The organism is Calothrix anomala FACHB-343 (genome assembly GCF_014696435.1).
Taxonomy (GTDB): Bacteria; Cyanobacteriota; Cyanobacteriia; order Cyanobacteriales; family Nostocaceae; genus Aulosira; species Aulosira anomala_A.
Genome location: NZ_JACJQG010000046.1, coordinates 34083 through 53239 on the forward strand (window position 1 = coordinate 34083; position 19157 = coordinate 53239).

17 protein-coding genes, 1 tRNA gene and 1 riboswitch are annotated in these 19157 nt (G+C 41.2%); of the genes, 9 read left to right on the forward strand and 9 right to left on the reverse strand.

Translation table 11 applies throughout. The features are described 5' to 3' along the window. Window positions 1-28: 28 nt before the first annotated feature. The 3 genes from H6G08_RS23555 to H6G08_RS23565 all read right to left on the reverse strand — a co-directional run bounded on the left by H6G08_RS23555 (window position 29) and on the right by H6G08_RS23565 (window position 4962). The gene (locus H6G08_RS23555) at window positions 29-2029 is read right to left on the reverse strand and encodes a serine/threonine phosphatase (RefSeq protein WP_190547313.1); all 2001 of its coding nucleotides are present in this window, start codon (window positions 2027-2029) and stop codon (window positions 29-31) included. A 262-nt stretch (window positions 2030-2291) separates the two neighbouring features. Beyond that, window positions 2292-4022 (reverse strand): sensor histidine kinase, encoded by a 1731-nt coding sequence (locus H6G08_RS23560; protein WP_190547314.1) that lies wholly within the window; start codon window positions 4020-4022, stop codon window positions 2292-2294. A 346-nt stretch (window positions 4023-4368) separates the two neighbouring features. Next, window positions 4369-4962, reverse strand: coding sequence for an rRNA large subunit pseudouridine synthase E (locus tag H6G08_RS23565; protein ID WP_190547380.1), 594 nt, complete (start codon window positions 4960-4962; stop codon window positions 4369-4371). Between the two features lie 687 nt (window positions 4963-5649). Continuing rightward, window positions 5650-5746: riboswitch (TPP riboswitch) on the forward strand. A gap of 6 nt (window positions 5747-5752) precedes the next feature. Here H6G08_RS23565 and thiC point away from each other — a divergent pair. Continuing rightward, complete coding sequence (thiC, locus tag H6G08_RS23570; protein ID WP_190547315.1) at window positions 5753-7132, forward strand: phosphomethylpyrimidine synthase; 1380 nt, start codon at window positions 5753-5755, stop codon at window positions 7130-7132. Window positions 7133-7335: 203 nt separating this feature from the next. Here the strand turns inward: thiC and H6G08_RS23575 are convergent, their stop codons facing one another. Together H6G08_RS23575 and H6G08_RS23580 are read right to left on the reverse strand one after the other, a co-directional pair. Further along, window positions 7336-7650, reverse strand: a complete 315-nt coding sequence (locus H6G08_RS23575; RefSeq protein WP_190547316.1) for a type II toxin-antitoxin system Phd/YefM family antitoxin — start codon at window positions 7648-7650, stop codon at window positions 7336-7338. Window positions 7651-7699: 49 nt separating this feature from the next. Next, on the reverse strand, window positions 7700-7987 hold the full coding sequence (locus H6G08_RS23580) for a Txe/YoeB family addiction module toxin (RefSeq protein ID WP_190547318.1): 288 nt from the start codon (window positions 7985-7987) through the stop codon (window positions 7700-7702). 189 nt (window positions 7988-8176) lie between these two features. Here H6G08_RS23580 and H6G08_RS23585 point away from each other — a divergent pair, with 189 nt between their 5' ends. Then, complete coding sequence (locus H6G08_RS23585; RefSeq protein WP_190547319.1) at window positions 8177-8881, forward strand: DUF4058 family protein; 705 nt, start codon at window positions 8177-8179, stop codon at window positions 8879-8881. Between the two features lie 45 nt (window positions 8882-8926). Here H6G08_RS23585 and H6G08_RS23590 read toward each other — a convergent pair whose 3' ends face one another. Next, entirely contained in the window at window positions 8927-9769 is an 843-nt protein-coding gene (locus H6G08_RS23590; RefSeq protein WP_190547320.1) for an RpnC/YadD family protein, read from the reverse strand. A gap of 108 nt (window positions 9770-9877) precedes the next feature. After that, window positions 9878-10498 (reverse strand): orotate phosphoribosyltransferase, encoded by a 621-nt coding sequence (pyrE, locus tag H6G08_RS23595; RefSeq protein WP_190547322.1) that lies wholly within the window; start codon window positions 10496-10498, stop codon window positions 9878-9880. Window positions 10499-10599: 101 nt separating this feature from the next. Here pyrE and H6G08_RS23600 point away from each other — a divergent pair, with 101 nt between their 5' ends. Beyond that, on the forward strand, window positions 10600-11013 hold the full coding sequence (locus H6G08_RS23600; RefSeq protein ID WP_190547324.1) for a hypothetical protein: 414 nt from the start codon (window positions 10600-10602) through the stop codon (window positions 11011-11013). A 92-nt stretch (window positions 11014-11105) separates the two neighbouring features. On the opposite strand, the gene H6G08_RS23605 is transcribed toward H6G08_RS23600, so the two are convergent. Beyond that, window positions 11106-11178 (reverse strand) — tRNA-Ile (locus H6G08_RS23605). Window positions 11179-11526: 348 nt separating this feature from the next. On the opposite strand from H6G08_RS23605, the gene H6G08_RS23610 reads away from it, so the two are divergent. Both H6G08_RS23610 and H6G08_RS23615 read left to right on the forward strand, forming a co-directional pair. Further along, complete coding sequence (locus tag H6G08_RS23610) at window positions 11527-12225, forward strand: hypothetical protein (protein WP_190547326.1); 699 nt, start codon at window positions 11527-11529, stop codon at window positions 12223-12225. 206 nt (window positions 12226-12431) lie between these two features. Further along, entirely contained in the window at window positions 12432-13793 is a 1362-nt protein-coding gene (locus H6G08_RS23615; protein ID WP_190547327.1) for a hemolysin family protein, read from the forward strand. 176 nt (window positions 13794-13969) lie between these two features. Here H6G08_RS23615 and queC read toward each other — a convergent pair whose 3' ends face one another. Then, on the reverse strand, window positions 13970-14644 hold the full coding sequence (gene queC, locus H6G08_RS23620; RefSeq protein WP_190547333.1) for a 7-cyano-7-deazaguanine synthase QueC: 675 nt from the start codon (window positions 14642-14644) through the stop codon (window positions 13970-13972). Window positions 14645-15258: 614 nt separating this feature from the next. Between queC and H6G08_RS23625 the strand changes: the two genes are divergently transcribed. The 4 genes from H6G08_RS23625 (at window position 15259) to fcmC (ending at window position 19024) form a co-directional block, all read left to right on the forward strand. Continuing rightward, window positions 15259-16341 carry a Gfo/Idh/MocA family oxidoreductase gene (locus H6G08_RS23625; protein ID WP_190547335.1) on the forward strand — a complete coding sequence of 361 codons (1083 nt, stop codon included), beginning with the start codon at window positions 15259-15261 and terminating at the stop codon, window positions 16339-16341. A gap of 203 nt (window positions 16342-16544) precedes the next feature. Then, a complete protein-coding gene (locus tag H6G08_RS23630) occupies window positions 16545-17168 on the forward strand; it encodes a DedA family protein (RefSeq protein ID WP_190547337.1) in 624 nt (207 codons plus the stop codon). 210 nt (window positions 17169-17378) lie between these two features. Continuing rightward, window positions 17379-18527: a filament morphology actin-like protein FcmB gene (gene fcmB, locus H6G08_RS23635; protein WP_190547339.1), complete on the forward strand. Its 1149-nt coding sequence runs from the start codon at window positions 17379-17381 to the stop codon at window positions 18525-18527. A 5-nt stretch (window positions 18528-18532) separates the two neighbouring features. After that, the gene (fcmC, locus tag H6G08_RS23640) at window positions 18533-19024 is read left to right on the forward strand and encodes a filament morphology membrane protein FcmC (RefSeq protein WP_096642207.1); all 492 of its coding nucleotides are present in this window, start codon (window positions 18533-18535) and stop codon (window positions 19022-19024) included. The last annotated feature ends 133 nt before the right edge of the window (window positions 19025-19157 follow it).

The window sequence follows — 19157 nt, forward strand, 5'->3', positions numbered from 1 at the left end:
TCGCGTCTGTACAATTCCTAGCCCCGATTTATCTTTGACTATCGAGATTGGGACGCACTTTTGCCCTGATCAGGATAGCAGTAATATTGTCATGGCCATTGTATTGATTGGCTAAATCAATTAGGTCTGTGACACCTGCTTCTAGGTTTGTCCCAGAACCAAGCAGAGGCAATAAGTGCGTCTGCCAATGGCTTTCTAATAAATCATTATCCGATAAACCGTCCGAGGCTAGTAAGAAGAGAGTATCTTCATTAATCTCAAAAAAGTCTACATCAGGATTTATTGAGTGTTCGTCACGGGGCCCTAAAGCTTGAGTAAGTTGGTAAGCATCGGGACGGGCGTAAGCGATGCTAGCATCTACTCCCCTAGTAATTTCTCGTTGACCGACTTCGTGGTCGATGGTGATTTGTTCCAGTCCGCGTTTATGAGTGATGGAATAGAGACGGCTATCTCCCACATGAGCAACGGCGGCGTGGCTGTCCTGAATTAGCAGCATGACTAGGGTAGTACCCATGCGTCCCACCCCAGAACGAGCATCTTTTTGATTGAGATCGTAAATTGCCTGATTGGCGAGATATACTGCTTCGCGAATCTCATCTTCTGTTGGCAGTTGGTTGTCTATCCATTGCTGTTGAAAGTACTGCCTGATCGTACTGACTGCCAATTCGCTAGCTATTTCACCACCAGCATGACCGCCCATACCGTCACAGAGAATATATAAGCCACGAGCTTGAAGAACGCGAGTTTTGGGTAACTCTAGTTTATTAATATTACTTTCAATGCCAAAGTAGTCTTCATTGTGATGACGTTGACGACCAACATCAGTTTGTCCCGCATCTTGCAAGCTACTAAGCTGCATCGGCAAGACAACTGTAGGCATATCTTCGCTTTTTGAGTTGAAATTGTCTAGCTCATCTACTTGCAGCATGGTTGGTGCGCTAGGGTACTGTTCTTCGGTAGGCGGTAAAGTTTCCCATGTAGAGGCGACTATTTCTGTAGACATTTCTTCTAAACGCGATCGCAATTGTGCGATCGTCTCAATTTTACCGAGTTCTAAATCTCCTAACATCTGGACTATAGAACCAAATTGAGTCCGTTGCGACTGTCTAAATAGTGCCTGCCAAACTCTCCCCAACGCTTGGATTGTTAAAAGCTGTTCTGGTTCCCCTGCTTGCTGTTCGTTATTGTCTACCGATACATTAGTATTAATATACTTAGTTAATGGCGCAGAATATAAGCGCCCTAGAGTCAATGTTTGGTCTTCATCTAAGAGCAAATTTGATAGATCCAACAGACTTTGACAACAATTGACTGGTTCTAGCAATGTCCACAATTGGGTCATTTGATAACACCAATGTAAAATTTGCAATGAACTGGTTGTGTTTTCTTGCCATCGGTCAAGTAAATGCGGCCAATGGGACTTGTCTGGGATGAGTACGACTTGTATATCGCCTTGTTGCCATGCATCATGAATTTCTGGAATTCCTGGATTCCCTTGTGCTTGTAAAGCAATATAAGGTTTAGCCAGTTGGGGAATTGCCGTTGCTTCTACTGATGGTGTTACCAGGCCCTTTTGGCGATTTTCTAACATTGTCGCCAGTGGGGAAATTTGATATGGTTGGCAGTCAATAACTTGAATACACACCTCAGCATCAGGGGCAAGTTCTTCTAAGCTGGGTAGTGGCTCTAATAACTGATAGCGTTGCTCTGGGTCTAAATAAGAGCCTACTACCAGTGGAGCGCTAACAGGTACAGCAGATGGCGATGATATTGCACCCTCATCTTTTTCTACTTCCTCATTTTTCCCATAGTCCCCAGTACTTATTTCTCCGATGACAGTCGGCTGTTTGGCAATAATAGCCAGCCAGACTGTTCCACAATCTGCGCCGCAGTTAGGACAATTTTGTGCGTTTACAGGTACTGAGGTACTGCATTCAGGACAGAATTTCTGTGTCAGTGATGCACCACAGTTTTGGCAGAATTTATTGGTATTAGAGTTTTCAAATTTACACTGAGGGCAAATCAGCATAGTGGAAGTTCCTCATTCCCGTTCCAAGGTGCTTCTAGCCACTTCAAATTCATAGTGCCACAACTGGCTACCCCTGCCTAAAGTAGACCTAATAAAAAATTGCGGTTTCACAGCGAATTTTAGTAGCAGTATTAATTGTGACGCATATTAGCTAAATATTTTAGATATTCGCAAGCTAATTTTTCTAACATTGGGGTGTAAGGGAAGGAAGACAAGGAAGCAGGCGTTAAATAAATGACTAATAACTCTGGCAAAATCTCCTTTACACCTCATGATTGAGCGGTAACTGAATTGTAAAACAGGTAAGGTTTGACCCGCTTTCTACTTCGATTGTTCCTCCTAAATACTTGGTGAGCTTCTGTACTAATGCTAAACCTAGTCCTGTACCACCCTGCTTCCAGGGGTCGTTGCTAGGAATGCGGTAAAATTTATCGAAAATCCGCGGTAATTCGGAACTAGGAATTTCTACACCCGAATTAATCACTTGAAATTGGAGATTGGGAGTTTTTAATTGGGCGGAAATTGTAATTTCTGCATCTGGAGGGCTGAATTTACAAGCATTGGTGAGTAATTCTATTAAAATGCGTTCTAGACTAAAGGGATCGCAGACAAAAGTTGGGAGATTAGCGGCGACGCTGAGGCGCAATTTTTGCTGGCTAGAGTTGCGATTGCGTGCTTTAAAGAGTTCAACTACTCGCCACAGCCATTGCTGTATTTGAATTGTTTCCAGCACTAAGGGTTTAGTTGTTGTATCCAATCTTTGTAAATCTAGAAAATTACTAATGAGATTAATTTCGCGATCGCATTCATTATCTAAAATTTCATAATAGCGAGCCGCTTTCGAGCGTTGTGCTTGTGGCTTGGCCATCTCTATCATAAAGTTTTGCTCTTGATTGAGCGCGATACCCAGCATTTGAATCGCCATTTTCATATTGGTAAGTGGCGTGCGGAGTTCGTGAGAAACTGTACTGAGAAATTCATCTTTGAGGCGATTTAGTCCTTCCATTTCTTCTAATTGCGCCTGTACAGATGCTTGGCTATGTTTAAGCGCGACTTCTGCTAATTTACGCTCTGTAATATCTATGCAACATCCTATGTAACCAACAAACTTGCCATCAGGTGTAAACCGAGGTACGCCAGTATCTAAAATCCAACGATATTCGCCATCATGACGCATCAGTCGGTATTCCATCTCAAATTTACCTCTGGCATGGAAGGCTGAATCATAAATTTCTTGACAGAATTCTTGATCTTGGGGATGAACTCCTTCTAGCCAACCTAAACCTTGCTGCTGTTCCATAGTCCGGCCAGTAAATTTTAACCAAGATTGATTAAAAAAATTAAATAGGCCATCTACTCCCGCCATCCATAACATTACTGGTGCGGTATTAGCCATAGTATGAAAGCGTTGTTCGCTTTCTCGTAATGCATCTTCTGCTTGTTTATGAGCAGTAATGTCTTCTAAAACCATGAGAATTTGTGGCTTTTTCGGAGGACATTCATCGCTCAAGCTTTCATCTATGAGATAATTTATCTCTTCTTCTGGTAATAAACGAGCAACTACTTTTACCCAAAAAATCTTGCTGGCGGGACAATTTAAGCGAAACTCCCAATTGGTAATTTCTCTATCAGTGGTACTATTTAATAGTGTTTTAAATGCTTGAAATAATTTTTGTCTGTCTGATTGTGTAAATAAATTAAAAACAGATTGATCGAGCAATTCCTCTACGGTATATCCCAGACAGTTAGCGCCAAACTTATTGACTGACAAAATTATTCCTGTTGTATCCAAACTAAAATATACAGAAGGAATATTTTCATAAAGCCTACGATACAAGTTAAGTTCCTGTTGCAGACAATGCAAGGTTTCTGCTGTACAAATGTGTAAATCGCAGGGTCGTTCAGGCACAAGTTCCAAGCGTGCAGGGGTTGTAGATAAGATATCTTGTGGTTGGCGATTTTCATGCCAAATAGATTGCTGATTAAGGCTCATAAGATTTAATCACTTGCACCCAAGGGTTGACGTAGATATCGGCAGGAATAAAAAAAAGAATATTATAAGGCTTTTGCTGAGATTTTTGTCAAAAAATGAAAATAAAAACTTATGTAACAAACTACAACACTGTTTTATCGTTTGTGAATTTTTAGCTCAAGTTAAGGAGTAAATTATGTTTACTAGGCTACATTTTTTCCCTAGTTAATTCCAGAGAAAAAATTTATTTTATATATACAGCCTGAAACACAGCCTCATCCGCAGAGTTTGACTGGACAATTTTTATTGAGAAAAAATAAGCAATAATACTTATTAAATAGATACAGAAATTAATTGGAAAATTGACTCAGGATTTATTCCCTAACTGAGAAAACATGTTAATTTCTGAATCTGTGAGGTCACGCCATTGACCTAGTTCTAAACCATCTAATTGTAAGTGAGCGATACTCACGCGAATTAATCGCAAAGTTGGAAATCCTACAGCAGCAGTCATCCGCCGCACTTGTCGATTTTTTCCCTCAGTGAGAGTCATTTCTAGCCAAGCTGTTGGTATATTTTGGCGAAATCTAATTGGTGGATTGCGATCGCTTACAGGTGGTTGTTCTAGTAATAACTGTACTTTAGCTGGTCGAGTACGGTAATCTTGAACTTTTACCCCAGTTTGCAACTTATTTATAGCCTCTGCATCGGGGATGCGTTCTACCTGTACCCAATATGTACGTTCATGGCCAAATTTTGGATTGGCAAGACGATGTTGCAATTGTCCATTATTGGTGAGCAGCAGTAAGCCTTCACTATCCCAATCTAAACGCCCCACAGGATAAACATCAGGAACGGGAATATATTCTTTTAGGGTACGGTGTTTGGGTGTTTCCTGGGTAAACTGGCTCAGAACGCCATAGGGTTTATGAAAAATAATATATCTATTGTTATTGGGCATGGGGCATTGGGCATTGGGCATTGGGCATTGGGCATTGGGCATTGGGCATGGGGCATTGGGAAGGCAGCTTTTTCGATATTCTCCCCACTTTTCCTACCTTTTCACATTCCCATCATCCCGGCACACCCTCTACTGGCTTACTAGAATAAAGCACGATTTCGGGCATTTTGAGAACAAAAATATAGTAAAAAATTAATTATGCCAAGTTCTAAATTGTTGATGATGCGATAAATCTGTACCTAAGTATTTACAACCAGCATGGGTGAAGTGTCAAAAAGGCGATCGCTTGGTGTTACTTGCTGGTTAATTAAGACTTGCTCAAAGATAGCGATCGCATCATGCTATAAGAAAAAACCCCGACGCAACAGCCGGGGAGTACTGTATAGGTTCAATGTATACCTGTGTCGCTTATAGCAATTAAAAATGAGGAAAAGATGAGGATTGGCTATAAAAATCATCCATCTGCTAGTTGACAAGTTAGATAGTTGAGGGTGAGTGCGATCGCTTTATACTAATCAGCTAATCACGAGACAATCTCACAACCAACCGTGAAAATTTCTCTTTCCAGTCAACAGTCAACAGTCAACAGTCAACGCTATTTTCAAGAAAGTTGTTAACAGCTTTTTCTCTCACCTCAGGAATTGTTAACAGCATTGCTTGCAGCCATAAGCAAAATGGTACAATCTACATCCATGCTAGGGGTGCCTGAATAACTAGGCTGAGATCACACCCTTAACACCTGAGTCTGGGTAATACCAGCGGAGGGAAGCTGTTTATCGAGGAATTCAATATGCGGACAGAATGGGTTGCCAAGCGTCGTGGGCAGAGCAATGTAACTCAAATGCACTACGCGCGTCAGGGTGTCATCACAGAAGAAATGCACTACGTCGCCCAACGGGAAAACCTTCCTGCGGATCTCATTCGTGAGGAAGTGGCGCGGGGGCGAATGATTATCCCTGCTAATATTAATCACACCAATTTAGAGCCAATGGCTATTGGTATTGCCTCTAAATGTAAGGTAAATGCTAATATCGGTGCTTCTCCCAACTCTTCCAATCTTCAAGAAGAAGTGGATAAACTCAAACTAGCGGTTAAGTATGGTGCTGATACCGTAATGGACTTGTCCACAGGCGGCGGTAACTTAGATGAAATTCGTACCGCGATTATTCAAGCTTCACCTGTTCCTATTGGTACGGTACCCGTTTATCAAGCTTTAGAAAGCGTTCACGGCACAATTGAGAAACTTACTCCCGATGACTTTCTTCATGTCATCGAAAAACACGCCCAGCAAGGGGTAGATTATCAAACTATCCATGCGGGAATTTTGCTAGAACATTTACCTTTAGTCAGAAGCCGGATTACAGGAATTGTCTCTCGTGGTGGCGGTATTTTAGCGCGGTGGATGCTGCATCACCACAAACAAAATCCGCTATACACACACTTCCGGGACATCATTGAAATTTTCAAAAAATACGATGTTTCCTTTAGTTTAGGTGATTCTCTCCGCCCTGGCTGTACTCATGATGCCTCAGATGCTGCCCAATTAGCCGAATTGAAAACCCTCGGACAGCTAACCCGTAGAGCTTGGGAAGATAATGTTCAGGTAATGGTAGAAGGGCCTGGACATGTACCAATGGATCAAATTGAGTTTAATGTCCGCAAGCAAATGGAAGAGTGTTCCGAAGCGCCTTTCTATGTGTTGGGGCCATTGGTGACAGATATTGCTCCTGGTTATGACCATATTACCTCAGCGATTGGTGCTGCAATGGCTGGTTGGTATGGTACAGCAATGTTGTGCTATGTCACGCCCAAAGAACACTTGGGTTTACCCAATGCTGAAGATGTGCGCAATGGCTTAATCGCTTATAAAATTGCCGCACATGCCGCCGATATCGCTAGACATCGTCAAGGTGCTAGAGATAGAGATGATGAATTGTCGAAAGCCCGTTATAACTTTGACTGGAATCGTCAATTTGAATTATCACTCGATCCAGAAAGAGCTAAAGAATATCACGATGAAACTTTACCAGCAGATATTTATAAAACTGCTGAATTTTGTTCTATGTGCGGGCCTAAGTTCTGTCCCATGCAAACCAAAGTTGATGCTGATGCGTTGACAGAACTTGAGAAGTTCTTGGCGAAAGATAAGGAAGCAGTGACACAAAGTTAATCAGATAGCCCTCACCCTATAAGGGTGGGGCTATCAATACAAAGCCTGCCTTCGCAGGCTAATTATATACATCTTTAAAAATGGGATTGCACAATAAAAATATGAATTGCGTTGCACGCATTTTACAAAGTAGTTTCCGTAGGCTAGGTGCAAAGACGTAAAGAAAAATCGATAAAATCATTCCCTAACAATAAAACTTTTAGCTAACTAGCTAAGTTGATATCACTACTTTTATCTTCTTCCTGTAACCCTAACCTTTCGTATAATTCGCTAACAGATTGAGGCTTAACAATTTTTTCTTTTGCACGTTGTAAAGCAGTAAATAAACGAGTAGAATTTGCTGGAAAGCGAAGTAAATAAAGTGTTTCTAGTAAGCTTTCTAATTCAGTTTCAGAAATTAATACAACATTTTTACCATCAGGTCGGCTAATTCTAACTACTTCATTGGTGTCAATAAGTTGATTACAAATGGTGTCTAAATTTTTAGCGGCTTCTTCTGATGTAATTTTAATTGACATAATAATTTACATTTCTTGACTATTTTTTCAACTTTTTAAAGCTACATACTTATTCGTAATGATATCGAGCTTTAAGAAAATCAATTCTGTCATCGCTTACTAGGTAAACAAGCCGATGTTCTTGATTGATACGACGCGACCAGCATCCAGAATACTCATATTTTAACGGTTCAGGCTTACCAATGCCTTCAAAAGGATCTCGTAAAATTTCTTTGACTATTTTAAGTATACGCAGCGCCATTTTCCGGTCTTTGTCAACCCAGTATTCTAAGTCTTCTATAAATTCTGGCTGAAATACAGCTTCGCGCTGACGTTGAATGTCACCCTCATCACCCATGTAATCAAGCCTTGAAGAGCTATTTTCAATTTAATCGCTAATCTGTAAATAAGTAAAGTTAATTTGTATCAATACTAACTAAACGTAAACAAGATAATATAAGAAATGCGTTCTTCTTTCGACGAGTAAACGTTACCGAATGCATCGTGAACTAACTTGCTAAGAGTATGGCACTGGGAATGTAGAAATATGATGCTGCAAGACCATTTTCGTCCACCACTCTCAATTCGCCGTCACTGGCACGCATTTCATAATGCCTGGGCGACTTATATTGCATCTGATTTAAATGCTAAATTGCCAGAAGGTTATTTTGCTGAACCAAATGTACAATTTGGCATTGAAATTGATATAGCAGCTTTTGAAGAGTCATGGCAGGAATCAAAAAATATTTATAATATTTGGAGTCCGCCACCACCCGATCAAACAATAGCTTTTCTACCCACAGATGAAACAGTAGAAGTAAATATTTTTAATACTGAGGCTGGCCCAACTTTAGCCGGAGCAATAGAACTAGTCAGTCCTGCTAATAAAGACCGTTCTACTCATCGCAATGCTTTTGTTTCTAAATGTGAAACCTATTTACGACAAGGTATTGGTTTAGTAATTGTTGATGTTGTAACAGAACGGAAGACAAATCTCCACAATGAATTATTAACCCGTGTCGCAGAAAATAATGCATTGCTTTTTAATGCTGAACTTTATGCTACTGCCTATCGACCCATCCAACAAAATGGGCAGTATAAACTAGATATTTGGCAAGAAAAACTGAATGTAGGTAGTATGCTACCGACTTTACCATTGTGGTTGCATGGTGAAATTTGTTTACCAGTAGAACTAGATAGTATTTACGAACGGACTTGCCGAGAACAGCGAATTCCAATGCATACTGCTTAGTTATACATTGGTAGGTGAAGTTATTAGGAATGCACTTATCCAGCACTAAAGAATTTGTCGTAAATCCTCAACTGAATTAGCAGTTTTAATCGCCTGTTGAATCGATTTTAATCTTTCTAAATCATTTATTTGAGAGATTATTGGCATCAATTCTAAACCTGTACTACCAAACTTCATCTCTAATAGAATCTCGATACCCTGCAATGCTAATTCAGTACCTTCCTGTCGTCCTTGTTTTAATATTTCTTGATACCAAGGCGATTCGCGCAATACAGCCATATCCCACCTCATGATTTCTTGAACTAGGGCGCTTTCTAATACAAACGTAGCAAAAAATGCTAAAACCGTCTCAAGTTGGTTTAGCTGTTCGTCATCCCGGAGAATTCTTAAGGCTTCTCTAATGATTGATTCGTTTTCACCACCTTTAAGAATTGGCACAAAAGGTAGTAAAGATGGTAAAGGCTGTTCAAAAGCAATATTTACATCAACTTCCCACAAATTGATGACACGATAATCTTGAATTGCCCGCAAACCAGCAATATTGGTTTCATAACTTGTAGGTATTTCTGCATCGCCAGTTTTCAAAATATTAATTAATACAGGATATGTTAGTAATTTATATTTTTCTTCTGCAAGTGCGGCATAAGCACGCATTCTTCTGGGCATTTCTGGCGTGGGACGCAGTTGTAGTTCATTGAGAACTAAAAAATTACCATACTGGGGATTTTTCGCGCGAATTAAAACGTCACTTTCTCGACTGATCCATTGAAATTCTGAATTGAGTATTTCACCTGCGATAATATCAGGAATGCCTGTAACCCACTTTACCCAGTTATCTGGTGCGAGGCTAATTAAGCGTTTTGTACTAACGTCTGCGGATTTTGTCATTGATTTGTAGATGCAGAGAAATTATTCACAATATCAAAAATGCGATCGCACTCTTGATCGGTTAATTACCAACAAAGTAAAAATGCGATCGCATCTTGCATCAGTCAATTAACTTCCTAATTCCCGATACCGCTGCTGAATTTCTTCAATCGAAAATAACGCTGTAAACTTTAAGCCTGCTGACTGATATAACTCTGCGCCTCCTTGCAATCTGTCTACTAGTGCAATTACTTCCTCAACTGTATAACCTGCTTCTTGGAGACGATTAACTGCTTTCAGTGCAGATTGGCCAGTTGTAACTACATCTTCCAACACTACAACCTTTGCACCTTCTGGCAAACTCGGCCCTTCAATATAAGCCTTGGTTCCATAACCTTTGGCTTCTTTACGAATAATCAGCGCGGGAATTGGTTGATTTTCATACACAGAAACCACGCTAACTGCTGTCACAATGGGGTCAGCACCCAATGTTAAACCAGCTACAGCTTGGGTATCGCCAGGTAATAAAGGAAAAAGTAGCCTACCTACAGCTAAAGCGCCTTGGGGATGTAGCGTTACTTGTGTTTTGTTCACGTAGTAAGTACTACGTAACCCAGAAGAAAGAACAAAATCACCCTCTTGATAAGCCAGTTGACAAAATAAATCTAGTAAATTTTGGCGCAGCGTAGTCAAGTCAGCAGTAGCCGCCCAAATATTGGATAAGTTGTCGGTTTCAGTAGAATAAGTCATTACAAGAGGTTAATTATTGTGCTACACCAAAGGTTGAACCGATCGGTGTTCTGAATTTAAGCATAAATTAAGATTTGCCCAAAATTTGAGGAGTCATGAATATGGGTATAAAACTTCGACCTTCAAGTATTTTTTTAGTACTGGTAGCTACTACTATTGCTGTTCCTTCAGTTAGCAACGCTCAAACCACAACATCCAATTATGAAACCAACAGTGATGCTATGGAGCGAGCCTATTTTCGTCATAACCCGAATTTCTATGACAATCGCAGTTTAAAACGGCAGTTAGACTCTTTTCTCGGTGCTGGGTCATTTTCCAACACTTTTCCAGAAAACGAAATCGCCCGTGATGGTGAATTAATTAATGGGATTTACCGGGATATGATGACACAGCAAGCTACCAACGATCCCTATCTGCGTACCCCAGATTTACCTAATCCTTACGGTACATCGATTCTCATGTCTCCCCGCAGCAATGCTGAACGGATGAAAGTTGGCACCGAGTTTCGCTTTTAAAATTTACTACAACGGCTAGATTGCCACAGTTAAGATTGCTCAGTGCTGACTGCTGATGCTAGTTCAGCACTCTAATTTTATAAATTTTTTAATCCAGGGTGCAGGAGTTGAACCTGCCTTGGGCGAATTATGAGTTCGCTGCCTCAACCGCTCGGCCAACCCTGGGCGGATTTTTATTATATATTGTACGCTGATTATACCAGCTTTTGTACCCTGGATAATAGTTTAGCAGATTTTTTTACTACATAATTTGATTATGAAATAGTCCAGACTAACTCAGTAGGCGATTGTACACAATTATGATAGGAAACTTTAGATTGACCCTGCCGATGAATGGATAGGGCTGGAAACTCGGTATATAGGCGGATGTGCAGGTTACTAGCACTCAGGCTGTAATAAGTTCTCAAGCAAAAAAATCTCAAATCGGTAATCTAAAGTCTAAAATGGGCAAGGTCAACAGTCTAAAGATGTTTTTTAAATAAACTAGGCTAATTTGCCAACAGCGCCAGAGCGATGAAACTAAATTCCACTGTACTTCTTACGTTAATTTTGTTAACCCTGATGTTGGGCGCAGGATCTGTTAGTGCATTTTGGGGGTTCACCTTAGGGAGTTCCGCACTCAAAGGTGTAACTACGCCAGATGGTCGTCCTACCAGTAAATTTACTACCAGTAAATCCTCTAACTCCCAAGCAGGAAGCTTAGTACTCTTAAGAGAAGAAGAAATACTAAAAATTGTTAAAGCACGCATTGAAGGTAAAACCAAAGCTGCTAAATCCGAAAAACTAGATGAAGATGAAGAGGAGACTAATAATCAGCAAAAGCCACAAGAAAAGCCTTCAGAAGTAGCTGAAGAAAAACCCCAAAAAGGATTTCCCGTTACAGCTGAAAATAAAGGTGTAACTTTCGCTGTCCAATCTGCACGCTATTCTGGGGGAGATTTACTCCTGAGAGTGAAAATGCAGAATAAAGGTGCTGATTCTGTGCGCTTCTTATATAGTTTCTTGGATGTCACCGATGATAAGGGACGTACTCTTAGCGCCAGTACAGAGGGTTTACCAGCAGAATTACCAGCTAACGGGCCAACGTTTTCTGGTACAGTGAGCATTCCCACAGCTTTACTTGATGATGTCAGTAAGATTTCTCTGTCGTTGACAGACTATCCTGCTCAAGAATTAAAGTTGGAAGTGTCAAATATTCCGGTAGAAAAATAAACTAGGCAATTGTGAAAATAAGGGATGGGAAATTTGAGATTGAGATGGCGATGTTAAAGCTATTAGAGTAAGCAAGTTCCTGAGTCAAGTTACTGTTGTTGTGTAGTATTGGGAACTGGGGAACGATCGCAACCACCATCCCTAATTCCCAAATCTAAAATTACCAATCCAAGAGTGGGTGCATAAGTTGTACACGAGCTGTAGCGGTGAGTGGTTTTCCTAGTTTAATTTGGACAGATGTGGGGCTGCGATTGTTATCAGTTTTGCTACTGATTACCATCAATGCTTTTTTTGTCACAGCCGAGTTTTCAATGGTGACAGTGAGGCGATCGCGTATCCATCAGTTAGTCCAAGCTGGTGACATTCCCGCGATCGCTGTAGAAATGTTGCAGCGTAGTATCGATCGCCTGCTATCTACCACCCAGTTAGGCATTACTCTTTCTAGTTTGGCATTAGGCTGGATTGGCGAAAATACAATTGTGCTGTTGGTAGATGCATGGTTGAAATCCTGGCCTTTACCGCAAAAAATGAGTCTGTTGATCGCTCATTCTCTCTCTATCCCCATCGCTTTCTTTTTAATTGCCTATTTACAAATAGTTTTAGGAGAACTCTGCCCTAAATCAGTGGCGATGCTGTATTCAGAACAGCTTGCCAGATTTTTAGGGCCTTCAGTCAAAGCGATCGTCCGTTTTTTCAGCCCCTTTATCTGGATTCTTAACCAATCAAATCGCTGGCTGTTAAGATTGTTTGGTATTGAATACACCGGTCAAGGCTGGAGACCACCTGTTACCCCCGAAGAATTGCAGCTAATCATCTCTACAGAACGAGAATCCACTGGTTTACAGCGTTCTGAGCGAGAATTGCTGAATAACATCTTTGAATTTGGCGATGTCAAGGTGCAAGAAGTGATGATTCCCCGCACCAGCATCGTTGCCTTACCTAAAGACGCTACATTTGAGCAATTCCTCCATGAAATGGCTGATACTGGTCATTCCCGTTACCCCATTATCGGCGACTCTTTAGACGATATTCGCGGTATTGCTTACTTTAAAGATATGGCACAGCCTTTAGCTGTAGGTAAGCTGACTTTAAAATCATCGATTCAACCTTGGATGCGTCCAGCCCGGTTTGTTCCCGAACACACTCCCTTAAGCGAACTTTTACCAATGATGCAGCAAGAAAAGCCCGCTATGGTGATGGTGGTGAATGAATTTGGCGGAATTGTCGGCTTAGTTACACTTCAAGATGTGATTGCGGAAATTATTGGCGATGCAGGTGTACTTGATAGTACTGAAGATTTACTCATCCAAATGTTAGATGAGCAAACATTTCTCGTGCAAGCACAAATCAACTTAGAAGACCTCAACGCCATTTTAAATTTGAATTTACCTCTGGCAAAAGAATATCAAACCCTGGGGGGTTTTCTGCTGTATCATCTGCAAAAACTACCCGCCAAAGGGGAAACATTCAGTTTTCAAAATCTGGAATTTACCGTAGTTTCCGTCATAGGCCCCCGGTTGCACCAAGTCCAACTACGACGGCTGAAGGAAGAGACAGAAAGTCAGTGAGTTGGGCATTGGGCATTGGGCATTGGGCATTGGGCATTGGGCATTGGGCATTGGGCATTGGGCATTGGGCATTGGGCATTGGGCATTGGGCATTGGGCATTGGGCATTGGGCATTGGGCAGAGACGCGATGAATCGCGTCTGTACAATTGTCCCCCTTCCCTGCTCCCTGCTACCACTAAGCGTAAGCCACAGGGTCACTTAAACCTAATTCCCCAAAGGCTGCTAGCCTGAGGCGGCAAGAATCACAGACACCACAGGCGACATCAGCACCAGCATAACAAGACCATGTGAGTTCCCAAGGTACGCCCAGTTGATTACCAAGCTGGATAATTTCGGTTTTTTTCAAATTAATTAAGGGCGCAACAATCGTAATCGCTTCTCCCTCCCTACCTTGCTTAGTTCCTAAGCGAAAAACTTCTTGCATCGCCTGGATATAGTCGGGGCGACAATCAGGATAACCAGAGTAATCTAAAGCATTAACACCAATATAGACACGTTCGGCAGTGATTGTTTCTGCATAAGCGAGGGCAAAACTTAAAAAGATTGTATTTCGGGCAGGAACATAAGTTACAGGAATATTTTGCGACATTTCCGTCAGGGAACGTTCCTGTGGTAAATCTATGTCATCATCTGTTAGGGCTGAACCGCCCCATTGACGTAAATCAAAGTTGACTATCTGATGTGTTGCTACCCCAGCTTTTTGTGCTACCAATAGGGCAGACTGTAACTCTCGCTGATGTCGCTGGCGATAATCAAAAGAAAGGGCGTGGCACTCATAGCCATCAGCTTTGGCTTGATACAGAATTGTGGAAGAGTCTAATCCTCCAGACAACAGAATTACAGCTTTCATCGGGGTTAATAATTTGGGCTTTTTAATCGCGAAATCTGACTGCGGTTGCCTTTGCACTTTTGTGAGCGATCGCATTTTCAATTACGACCTCAACCGTCAAAGGACATTCTCTCAACTAAAGTCTCTAAAAATATCACTGCCTAATCTGTCAGTGTTACAGATAATTATGTAAAAATTATTAAATTACTCATTAGTCTTCACTATTGTTCAATGACTGCAATTTTTTTCCGACCTAAGTTAAGTAGGAAATTTTGATTTTTATGTAATTTTACTCACAAAAAAGGATGACTTTTGATTATCTCAACCAAATAGTGATTGAAATAATCAATTACCTAATTCCTATTGAGTAATTGAGTTTTAAGTATTACTGAGATTGTAAAGTTAATAAAAAGACATTTTATATTTTGTGTAAAGTGTAAAAAATTAATCAACAATCAACTCAAATTCCAAAAGATACTCAGATTGCGGGAACCCATAACAAACTTTGAAATTCTTCATAAACAGAACCTCTATGTTACCATCTGGATGGTTTTAGACGGATCGTAACAGGCAGTTAAGTATAAAGGCCAACGACCGTAGCGTCTCTAAATTTGGTGGTTGAGGAGAGAATCATAGTGCAAAATAGCATGTCAGTGGCAGAACCAAATCCATATACACAGCGCAACCAACCACGACCAATTCGCATAGGCGTAATTGGAGTGGGTAACATGGGGCAACATCATACCCGAGTCCTGAGTTCAATGAAAGATGTTGAACTGGTGGGTGTTTCCGATATTAACGTCGAACGAGGATTAGAAACTGCTAGCAAATACAAAGTCAAATTTTTTGAAGATTACTGTGACTTACTACCTCATGTAGAAGCAGTTTGCATTGCCGTTCCTACACGCTTGCATTACGCTGTGGGTATTAACTGTTTGTTAGCCGGAATTCACGTTTTAATTGAAAAACCAATTGCTGCTAGTATTTCGGAAGCAGAATCCCTCGTGAATGCTGCTGCTGAATCTCAGTGTATTCTCCAAGTAGGTCACATTGAACGCTTCAATCCCGCATTTCGCGAACTGAGTAAAGTACTGAAAACCGAGGATTTATTGGCGATAGAAGCCCATCGTATGAGTCCTTATTCAGATCGGGCAAATGATGTATCTGTGGTGCTGGATTTAATGATCCATGACATTGACTTACTTCTGGAATTAGCAGCCTCTCCAGTCGTCAAGTTAACCGCTAGTGGCACCCGTGCATTAGACTCTGGTTATCTAGATTACGTGACTGCCACCTTAGGATTCGCTAATGGTATTGTAGCAACTTTAACTGCAAGCAAAGTCACTCATCGGAAAATCCGGCGGATAGTTGCCCATTGCAAAAATTCCTTTACGGAAGCGGATTTCCTCAAGAATGAAATTTTGATTCACCGCCAAACAAATCACAATTCTCTCAACGATCCAAGACAAGTACTTTATCGCCAGGATGGTGTGATTGAGAAAGTTTATACGACTAATGTTCAACCTCTCAGTGCAGAGCTAGAACATTTTGTCAACTGCGTACATGGTGGAAATCAACCTTCCGTTGGCGGGGAACAAGCCTTAAAAGCTTTAAGACTAGCCAGTTTAATTGAGCAAATGGCTCTAGAAGATAAAGTTTGGAATCCATTAGATTGGCAATCAGAACCAAGAGTACAATCACTAACTCCAACAGTCTAGAAAAGTTGGAGGAAGATGAAATCAAAAGGCAAAAGTCAAATGTTAAAAGCATTTTTGATTTTTGCCTTTTCTTGTGAGCTAAATCTTTGATTTTAATTTTTTATGTGTAATTCGCAGATTTTCTCAACTTAATTTATTGAGCTTATCTGCGGTACAGATAAGGAAATTTTGTAACTAAATACAGTAATTGTAGGAATTAAATCATGCTGGAATGGATAACTAATACAATCAACTCTCTAGGATATTGGGGGATTGCTCTGTTGATGTTTTTAGAGAATCTTTTTCCGCCGATTCCTTCAGAGTTAATTATGCCATTGGCAGGATTTACCGCCAGTCCCCATCAGCCAGGAGGCGCAAAGCTGAGTATTATTGGCGTGTTTCTCGCCGGACTTTTAGGTTCGGTATTAGGTGCATTAATTTGGTACTACCCAGGACAGTTTTTAGGCGAAAACCGCTTGAAAAAATTAGCCGATAAATATGGTAAATGGATTGCCATATCGAGTGACGATATTACCAAAGCAAACCAATGGTTTAATAAAAAAGGTAGTAAGGCTGTATTACTTGGTCGGTTAGTGCCAGGAATCAGGACTTTAATCTCTGTGCCGGCTGGTCTGAGCAATATGCCTTTAGTGCCTTTTTTATTTTACACAACTATGGGTAGCGCAGCTTGGGTAGGTTTGCTAACATACTCAGGATATCTGTTGGGTAGTCAGTATGAACTGGTGGACAAGTACCTTGCGCCTGTATCAAAAATTGTGCTTGGGAGCTTGATTGTGGGATTTTTTATTTGGGTATTCAAACGCAAGCGTAAAATCACTAGAAAATGAAATAGAAAGGTTTTTGGCATCAAAATAGGTGTTAAATATACTTGATATTGGCCTAAACTATCCCCAATAATGCTAGATTCGCGATCGCCTGACTTAATTTTTTGCGTATTTCTAGCTACACTTGACGCAGCCAGGAATTTTTGATAATTCCCATTTTTGTAAGATTGAGCAGGATTTAGTTTTTACAGTTAAGTTAGGACTAGGAGCTTTATGACAGACCAACCTTCCGCCGCTACCCCAATAAATGCCGCCGCTATACCTATGAATCGGGTGTCTGCGTCTACCCCCATTAACGCGACTACGACACCCAAGCCAAGCACCTTTTCTGGTAAGGCAATTCTCAGTGTGGATTTAGGCAGAACTTCTACCAAGACTTGCGTTACTCGCGAACCCAATAATGTGGTGTTCGTACCAGCAAACGTCAAGCAAATGTCCATCGAACAAGTACGTGGCGGTGTGTTTGAAGCCCGCGCGACAGATCCGTTAATGGATTTGTGGCTAGAGTATCAAGGTAATGGCTATGCAGTCGGTCAACTAGCCGCAGACTTTGGGGCTAATTTGGGAGTAGGTCAATCCAAGGTAGAGGATGCACTCGTAAAAGTATTAGCCAGTGCGGGCTACTTTAAACTCAAAGACGAGATTTCCGTCGTTCTAGGTTTACCTTTCCTATCTCTAGAACAATTTGAAAAAGAAAAAGCACAGTTGACCAGCTTGGTAAGCGGCCCCCATGTGTTAAACTTCCGTGGCGAAACCATCAACCTCAACATTAGTAAAGTTTGGGTAATGCCAGAAGGCTACGGTAGCCTGCTGTGGACAGAAGCTCAACCACAAAAAGGTGCTACTCTCCCGGATTTTACGAAAATTTCCGTGGGTATCGTCGATATTGGCCATCAAACCATCGATTTGTTGATGGTGGATAACTTCCGCTTCGCTCGAGGCGCTTCTAAGAGTGAAGATTTCGGGATGAATAAGTTTTATGAACTTGTCGCTGCTGAAATTGAAGGCGCTGATAGTCAATCTTTGGCATTGATTTCGGCTGTAAATAAACCCAAAGGCGAAAGATTCTACCGTCCCAAAGGTGCCAGCAAGCCAACAAATCTTGATGATTTTCTCCCCAATCTCACAGAGATGTTTTCTCGAGAAATTTGCAGTCGCGTTCTCGCCTGGTTACCAGAACGGGTAACTGATGTGATCATCACCGGTGGTGGCGGTCAATTTTTCTGGGAAGATGTACAACGGCTATTGAAGGAGGCTAGAATTAACGCTTATTTAGCTGCACCTTCCCGACAAGCTAATGCCTTGGGGCAGTATATTTATGGAGAGGCGCAATTATCTGCTGTTCGCTCTTCTAGGGCTTAAAACTGATGTTCCAATGGTCAAAAAAAGTAGTTAAATCGGTCACGTTCAATCCAGGGGTTGCTGATGAAAGCTTGTTGGCTCTTGTAGAAAGCTATTTAGAGAAACAAGTCGATAAAACTTTCAGCGACCTCTGTAAAGAAGCTTTATGGCAATCTTTATGTGTCCCGGAATCAGTCAAACCTGGTGCGCACACAATATCGACAACGGCGGTTGAACAAGAAATCGGTAGACTGCAACATCAACTGGCTGACCTTGAGGAACGCTTTTTTGCCAAAGAATCTCATCGTTTAGAATCAATGGAAAGCCAAATTCTGCAACTTACTCAGCAAGTTGCCCATTTGGCTATCATGGTCGCTGAACGACCAGTGATTCAGTATGCAGCTTCAGGAACACCAGTAGGGGAGGTAGTCCATAATACCTATGTTCCGCCTCCACCTCCTCCTCAAGAGGTTGACCCGGTGATCAGCAGACTTAGCCAGTTTCTTGATGATTTTTAAAGACTATCGGGGTGTTGAGCAGTTTCCTGCTCCTATATAAAATCCTTAATAGTGTTCGCTATTAAGGATTATTAATATTTTTATTCGCGGAAATTTCACAGCTAGTTACTAGAAATTATACGTATTAGTACTA

What these genes read in the sequence shown, in the direction of transcription:
- H6G08_RS23580 (WP_190547318.1), bottom strand. Translation starts at nt 7,987, where the DNA reads ATGGGTGATGAGGGTGACATTCAACGTCAGCGCGAAGCTGTATTTCAG.
- thiC (WP_190547315.1), top strand. Translation starts at nt 5,753, where the DNA reads ATGCGGACAGAATGGGTTGCCAAGCGTCGTGGGCAGAGCAATGTAACT.
- H6G08_RS23575 (WP_190547316.1), bottom strand. Translation starts at nt 7,650, where the DNA reads ATGTCAATTAAAATTACATCAGAAGAAGCCGCTAAAAATTTAGACACC.
- H6G08_RS23560 (WP_190547314.1), bottom strand. Translation starts at nt 4,022, where the DNA reads ATGAGCCTTAATCAGCAATCTATTTGGCATGAAAATCGCCAACCACAA.
- H6G08_RS23610 (WP_190547326.1), top strand. Translation starts at nt 11,527, where the DNA reads ATGAAACTAAATTCCACTGTACTTCTTACGTTAATTTTGTTAACCCTG.
- H6G08_RS23555 (WP_190547313.1), bottom strand. Translation starts at nt 2,029, where the DNA reads ATGCTGATTTGCCCTCAGTGTAAATTTGAAAACTCTAATACCAATAAA.
- H6G08_RS23600 (WP_190547324.1), top strand. Translation starts at nt 10,600, where the DNA reads ATGGGTATAAAACTTCGACCTTCAAGTATTTTTTTAGTACTGGTAGCT.
- H6G08_RS23565 (WP_190547380.1), bottom strand. Translation starts at nt 4,962, where the DNA reads ATGCCCAATAACAATAGATATATTATTTTTCATAAACCCTATGGCGTT.
- H6G08_RS23585 (WP_190547319.1), top strand. Translation starts at nt 8,177, where the DNA reads ATGATGCTGCAAGACCATTTTCGTCCACCACTCTCAATTCGCCGTCAC.
- H6G08_RS23590 (WP_190547320.1), bottom strand. Translation starts at nt 9,769, where the DNA reads ATGACAAAATCCGCAGACGTTAGTACAAAACGCTTAATTAGCCTCGCA.
- queC (WP_190547333.1), bottom strand. Translation starts at nt 14,644, where the DNA reads ATGAAAGCTGTAATTCTGTTGTCTGGAGGATTAGACTCTTCCACAATT.
- pyrE (WP_190547322.1), bottom strand. Translation starts at nt 10,498, where the DNA reads ATGACTTATTCTACTGAAACCGACAACTTATCCAATATTTGGGCGGCT.
- fcmC (WP_096642207.1), top strand. Translation starts at nt 18,533, where the DNA reads ATGTTCCAATGGTCAAAAAAAGTAGTTAAATCGGTCACGTTCAATCCA.
- H6G08_RS23630 (WP_190547337.1), top strand. Translation starts at nt 16,545, where the DNA reads ATGCTGGAATGGATAACTAATACAATCAACTCTCTAGGATATTGGGGG.
- fcmB (WP_190547339.1), top strand. Translation starts at nt 17,379, where the DNA reads ATGACAGACCAACCTTCCGCCGCTACCCCAATAAATGCCGCCGCTATA.